Raw genomic sequence first — 6,250 nt, forward strand, 5'->3', positions numbered from 1 at the left:
CAACCAACTCCTTCTTTACTTCCACAAGTTCCTGCCGAGTAAAGTTGCTGCTCAATTATGCTGCTTAAAACCCACGAATTTATACAGTTTGATTTCCCAAATTGAATTAGTCTGCTGTCTGCTTCTTTTGAGCTCTAACTCTTTAATGTCAATGGGTTTTACTTTCTTGTAATTTGCGATCGCCCCGTGGTCGATTACCCGTATAGTGTGACCAACTCAATTTGCCAGACAGTGTTTGGCAATTCTCATAGTTCAAATAAAACAGACGCATATACTGCTTTCTTAGAACGGCTAAATCCCTTACCATACGACGCTTTCAAATCTCGTGAAAGCACCTGTAACAACTTACTGCCATATTCTGCCCGTTCCTTGCCCGCTTGCTCAAACTCGACAATATAACGCCCAATCTGCCAGTAAGTTTCTACTAAAACTGAATTAACCTGCTCAAAAGCCCGTTGTCGCCCCAACGCCAAACACTCACCAATGCGATCTAACAACTGCTGATATGAATCATCATTAACCGTTAAATCACTCATAACTCAAACCCCAACGAGAGCCAACTGCGTCTGAAATCTCCAAACAGTTGTAATAATGTAATTATGTAAATAAATACAAATGTAATAATGTAATAAATTACATTAGCTTTTTAGCTCCTCCTCAACTAGAGCAATCATATATTCCTTAATGGTCATACCTTTTTTGGTAGCACGGATTTTAATCTCCTGGTGCTGTGCTGAGGTAACTTCAAAAGTAACTCGTTTGCTTTTGCCGTTGTTAACTTCTTCTGTCCCTGTAGTACTAGGTGTTTCAGCACTATTACGACTTTCCACCCACGCTGCTGCTTCATCTTTTACAGGCGTTTTCTGAACACCTGGCCTCAAGCTTAGTTTTTGTAATTTTTTAACTTCTGCCATGATTCGTTTGCTCTCTTGCTTCTAATATCTCCTCAACAACTGCTCGTACTTCATCACTGGCAGCACTTTTCGGGGCAGCCTCCAAAACAGTACTCCCAATGTTCAAACACTCAGCAAATGCGACCCTTTGACTTATCTGTGCTTTTAGCACTGGAAAGGGGTATTCTCCTAAAACTTCAGTTACTTCTCGCCCAAGAGCAGTGTTCGCTATCTTTCTGTTGATTAGAAATGCTGCTGTTAGGTCTGGCTTATATATAGTGGCCTCTTGTACAAGTTCTACTACCTCGTGCACCGCCCACACATCCAAAGGAGATGGTTGTACAGGAACCAGCACAAAATCCACTGCCATGATTGCTGATCGGGTTAAGTCAGAAACTCTTGGCGCACCATCAATGAAAACAAAATCATACCCCTGCGCTAGTTTGGGCAATTCTTTATGCAAGATAGGACGATCCAAACCAATAACGCTAAATGGAGCTTCACTATTACGTGCTACTGCCCAGTCACGGGTTGAGCCTTGAGGGTCAGTATCAACAAGTAATACTCGATACCCTCTTATAGAAAAAGCATGAGCCAAATGGATAGATACTGTGGTCTTGCCACTGCCCCCTTTCTGGTTCAAAACTGCAATTTTCATAAATGTATTTTTGTAAAAATGTAATTCATTAGGTGATGACAAATTCCAGAAAGTGACAATACCAAGCTTAATCCCTAAATTACAAATTTACAAATGCACAAAAGAGTATTAATACAAATGTAATTAATTACAAAAGTACATTTGTAGCTAGAAATTGGCCACTTTTACACGGTCTTTGTGTCTCAGTAATCTAAAGCTAAATTAATTACAAGCTTATCTAATGTCTGTTGTGATCTCAAGGCAGGCTTGTTTGTAGGGGTAAAAGTAGCGAGCCTGTCATGAGCCGCCACGTAACGTCTGAAAGCCTTACTCCGAAAGGGTTACAAAAATAAAATTGCTCTATGAGATGAAAATCGCCGAAAAACCTTATTTTTACTGTGCCAATTGAAGTCTAGGCTATTTGGTACTGCATTTAGTAACGTAGCCATGAGGGTTTCAGGCTGTAAAAATCAATGAGGTTTAAATGGTACAGCTTTAAGTGTGCGTCCAATTGGTCAAAATCTCATTTTCGGGTAAAAGTGGAAAAATTTTTCTGAAACTTTCTCTGGGTAGCGTTTTCAGCCGTTGCATGGCGGCTTATAGCAGCTTCGCTACTTTCTCCCCTTATAGAGCCAGAAATTGGGTAGAAGTTTTCTATCGAGAAGCTAAGGGCTGGTTAGGACTGAAAGAATATCAAGTCCGTGATAAAAAGAGTCTAATTCGGCATTTTATTTTGGTCTTCTGTGCCTATACTTTTATTCTTTGGCATCAGCTGACTGGGGGATTAAGGCGCAGATGGGCTAACAAATCTTTGAACACCTTTATTGAAGCCTTAGAAGCGTTTAGAACAGCTATGTCTTTTCGATTTGTTGATTGGTTGAACTTGAATCGTGACGTGTTTGCTGCTTATAAAGCTAGTTTAGGTTACATTTGGGCTTAATTTTTGTCTAAGTCCCGTTATACAGCGCTTCCCGCTATTATGCAGTACAGTTTTTTCCTTGCCCCTTTATTAGCATACTTTTCAGTTTTAATGATGTACCTCATAGCTGCCGGAGGTGCTGTATAATAGTTTTTTTTGTATAAATTGAAAACACAGTAGGGTAGCATAAGTGTCCTACCTTACTGAAGTTGACACAGATAACAGATGTGCGCTCCTACGCTTGCACCACAAAATCTGATGCACAGAGACTTGGCGCACCAGCCAGAGTTGCAAATAGACCACCGTTGCCAAAACCAGTCGCACTACCATTTTGGTTGTAGAACAACTGCCCACTCACAGCGTGGTAGATAATTTTCGCTGTGCTAGTCCCCGCCGAAGAAGTAATTTTAAAATCACTGGCATTACTAAAACCGGTTCCGGCAGTTGAAGTGATAGCACTAAAAGTAGTTTTATCCAGGATAATCTTATCGCCTTGGGAATGTTTGAAATCAGCGATCGCATCTACACCAACAGCAGCACTGGCAAATACAGCATTGGTGTTGTAAAGGAATCTGTCAGCACCCCCACCACCTGTGAGAACATCATTACCAGAACCGCCGGCGAGAGTATCATTTCCAACGCCGCCTCGCAATAGATCATTGCCACTCAAGCCGTAGATAATATCATTACCCCCTTGAGCATTAATCACATCATTGGAGTTTTCAAAACCTATGATGCTGTTATTCAGGTCATTGAGGAATGTGACTGTGTTCTTGTTGAACAGGCTAGTTTGAGTGGAGTTGGCATTAATCACATCAAAGCTGTCGGCAATGTTGGTTTGCCCATCAAACAGGATATTGGCAATGGCAGGTCTAGTTCCAGAAGCAAGTATGTTATCGAGGTTTTCTAGTTTGAAGTTTTGCAGAGTCACTTTGGTATTAGCCACATTTTCAAAGGTAACTTCTAAGTTGTTACCATTTTGAGTTAATTGCAGATTTTGAGCAGTTAAACCACTACCTGTAAATTGCAGTGTATCAACATTGGCAATTACTGCCGCCGACGGGTTTGAGCCTTTACCAACGCCACCAAAATCGGTGATGGTGTCATTGCCATCACCTCGGCGAATCACAAACTTATCTTGACCACCACTCCCTGTTAGGGTATCATTACCAGCTAAACCATCGATGATGTTGTTGCTAGCTGTGTCTACAAGAGTATCTGCACCAGGAGTTCCCGTCAGGTTAAGAGTGTTAACTCCGATATTTGGCCCCCCAAACAACACATAGCTTTGCCCAGCGCCAAGGATGCCATTGGGTGAGGCATCAGGTGCGCCTATAATCAGGTCGTCAACGCCATCGTTGTTAATGTCACCGGCAGAATTAACTGAAACACCTATCCCGCCCTCCCCAGAAATAGTGAAGCCATTAGTGCCATTCAAGTCAGAGAGGTTGAGGCTGCCACTTTTGCCGACATTCCTTCCCCCAAAGACTACATAGGTTTGGTTTCTCTCAGGTGCGCCAATAATCAGGTCGTCAATACCATCAGCGTTAACGTCTCCTGCATTGCTGACTGAGAAGCTTGAGAAGCTATTCTCAGTAATACCGTTAATGACAAAGCCATTAGTCCCATTCAAGTCAGAGAGGTTAAAAGTGCCGCTAGTGCCGATATTCGTTCCCCCAAATAGCACATAGGTTTGCCCAGCTTGAATGACGCCGTTGGCGGGCGCACGCCATGCCCCAATAATCAGATCATCAATGCCATCGTTGTTAATGTCCCCCCCATTACTGACTGAGAAGCCTGATTCGTCATCTGCTGCAATACCGTTAATGGCAAAGCCATTAGTACCATTTAAGTCAGAGAGGTTAAAAGTGCCGCCACTGCCAACATTTTTCCCCCCAAATATCACATAGCTTTGCCCAGCATTTTCTTTGCCGTTAGAGTTGGCTTGATACGCCCCAATAACCAAGTCGTTAATGCCATCATTGTTAATGTCCCCCGCATTGCTGACTGAGAAACTGATGAAATTGAAATTGTTAGCCATAATATTAATGACAAAGCCATTAGTACCATCTAGGGATGAAGGGTTGATGCTGCCACTACTGCCCACATTCGTCCTCCCAAACACCACATAGCTTTTCCCAAATCCCCCAATAATTAAGTCGTCAATACCATCGTTGTTAATGTCTCCGGCATTGCTAACTGAGTTGCCTATGGTGTCTATTTGATTAATGCCGGTGATGGTAAAGCCATTAGTGCCATTCAAGTCAGAGAGGTTGAGGGCACCGCTACTGGCAACATTCGTCCCCCCAAATACCACATAGCTTTCCCCAACTTGAGAGATGCCGTTGCGGCTTGCAAAAGGTGCGCCAATAATCAGGTCGTCAATACCATCGTTGTTGATATCCCCTGCATTGCTGACTGACCTGCCGGACTCGCCACCAATGCCGTTTATAGTCAAGCCATTAGTGCCATTCAAATCAGAGAGATTGAACACGCCGCTACTGCCAACATTTGCCCCCCCAAATACTACGTAGCTTTGCCCTGCAAAAAAGTTGTCGTTGGGGTTTACAAGAGGTGCGCCAATAATCAAGTCGTCAACGCCATCATTGTTGATGTCTCCTGCATTGCTGACGCTATAGCCTGAGTACCTATCTAAGCCGTTTATAGCAAAGCCGTTGCTGCCATTCAAGTTAGAGATATCAAATGATGAATTAGCCATGATTTTTTCCTATATTTAGGGACTAAGCTTCAAAGGTTTACTACGCTTTATACACACAAGTCTCTTGACCTGCAATAGCATTGTATCGACTAACAATGGCATTGCATCGACTAACGGGACTTAAACAAAAGTTAAGAGCGAAAAAAAGTATAATACTTAGCTAGCATAGCTTTCACGTTGAAAAAAGCTCATGAAAGAAACCACTCCCGCAGCCATGCCCCCAAGATGAGAAAGATGGTGTCAACGGTTTGATGATGTGTTTACTCATAAGGCTCAAAAAAGAGAGTTTAGACACTATGTAGGGGGATTATTGGGTGAAAGTGAGAGAAAAAACCTGTCTCAAATAGGCTTCTAATGCTGTAGGAGTGACTTACCACCGATTACACCACTTTTTAACTGAAGCACCTTGGTCTAGTAGCCAGGTGAATCAGTGTCGGTTAGAGATCAGGGAGCAACGCGATTTGGTGAGGTTGAGCAAAAAAGGTGCGATCGCTAAAAACCTATTTACCTGTACTTAGGATATTTGCCACCTTGAGTTAAGCATCAATACTGGTTAAACTTGTAGATGATTTTAGGATACAAAAAAAGGTAGGATTCCCCTTGGAGTAAAGGTTTTGATATCTGACATCAAAACAGGGAATGCCTACGCGCTTATGAAAAATCATATATATTCTACTTTTGATTTAAGCAAATCGTTAGAGGATGTTTTAAAAGTCGAAGCGAGTTAAAAATTATGCCAGTCGCCTGACCATAATCCGGATCATCGCAATGTAAATAAAAGTCTCAGAGGTTTCTGGTAGTCGTTCATAATCTTTACTTAAACGTCGACACCAGTTAAGCCAACCAAAAGTTCGCTCAACAACCCAGCGCTTTGGTAAATGGACAAAACCTTTCTTTTCCAATGGTCGAAGCACAATTTCCACAATCCAGCGAAACATATCCATCACCCAACGCATAAATTCTTCACCACGGTATCCGCCGTCCATCCAAATAAGATTTAAACGTTTTACCTGACTGCCTGTATTGTGAACTCGGTTGAGAACTTTTTTCGCTCCTTCTCGTTCTGGAAGACTGGCTGAGGT

At 42.4% G+C, this 6,250-nt stretch carries 5 protein-coding genes and 2 pseudogenes; 2 read left to right on the plus strand and 5 right to left on the minus strand.

Annotated features, from left to right (window positions below; all coding sequences use genetic code 11):
- Window positions 1-245 precede the first annotated feature (245 nt).
- The 3 genes from H6G97_RS43065 to parA all read right to left on the minus strand — a co-directional run bounded on the left by H6G97_RS43065 (window position 246) and on the right by parA (window position 1,551).
- The gene (locus H6G97_RS43065; protein WP_242055992.1) at window positions 246-536 is read right to left on the minus strand and encodes a DUF1016 N-terminal domain-containing protein; all 291 of its coding nucleotides are present in this window, start codon (window positions 534-536) and stop codon (window positions 246-248) included.
- A 102-nt stretch (window positions 537-638) separates the two neighbouring features.
- Window positions 639-914, minus strand: coding sequence for a hypothetical protein (locus H6G97_RS43070; protein WP_190946654.1), 276 nt, complete (start codon window positions 912-914; stop codon window positions 639-641).
- Window positions 901-1,551 carry a ParA family partition ATPase gene (gene parA, locus H6G97_RS43075; protein WP_190946655.1) on the minus strand — a complete coding sequence of 217 codons (651 nt, stop codon included), beginning with the start codon at window positions 1,549-1,551 and terminating at the stop codon, window positions 901-903. The genes H6G97_RS43070 and parA overlap by 14 nt, the downstream gene beginning before the upstream one ends.
- A 604-nt stretch (window positions 1,552-2,155) precedes the next feature.
- Here parA and H6G97_RS43080 point away from each other — a divergent pair.
- Window positions 2,156-2,470 (plus strand): annotated as a pseudogene (locus tag H6G97_RS43080) (IS701 family transposase); the annotation flags it as partial.
- A gap of 214 nt (window positions 2,471-2,684) precedes the next feature.
- Here H6G97_RS43080 and H6G97_RS43085 read toward each other — a convergent pair.
- Window positions 2,685-5,168: an FG-GAP repeat protein gene (locus tag H6G97_RS43085; RefSeq protein ID WP_190946656.1), complete on the minus strand. Its 2,484-nt coding sequence runs from the start codon at window positions 5,166-5,168 to the stop codon at window positions 2,685-2,687.
- Window positions 5,169-5,358: 190 nt separating this feature from the next.
- Between H6G97_RS43085 and H6G97_RS43090 the strand changes: the two are divergent.
- A pseudogene (locus H6G97_RS43090) lies at window positions 5,359-5,647 on the plus strand (transposase); the annotation flags it as partial.
- A 252-nt stretch (window positions 5,648-5,899) separates the two neighbouring features.
- Here the strand turns inward: H6G97_RS43090 and H6G97_RS43095 are convergent.
- Window positions 5,900-6,250, minus strand: a 351-nt coding sequence (locus H6G97_RS43095) for a transposase (RefSeq protein WP_190941080.1), incomplete at its 5' end; no start/stop codon positions are given.

It is taken from the genome of Nostoc flagelliforme FACHB-838 (assembly GCF_014698065.1).
In the GTDB taxonomy this organism is placed as follows: Bacteria; Cyanobacteriota; Cyanobacteriia; order Cyanobacteriales; family Nostocaceae; genus Nostoc; species Nostoc flagelliforme_B.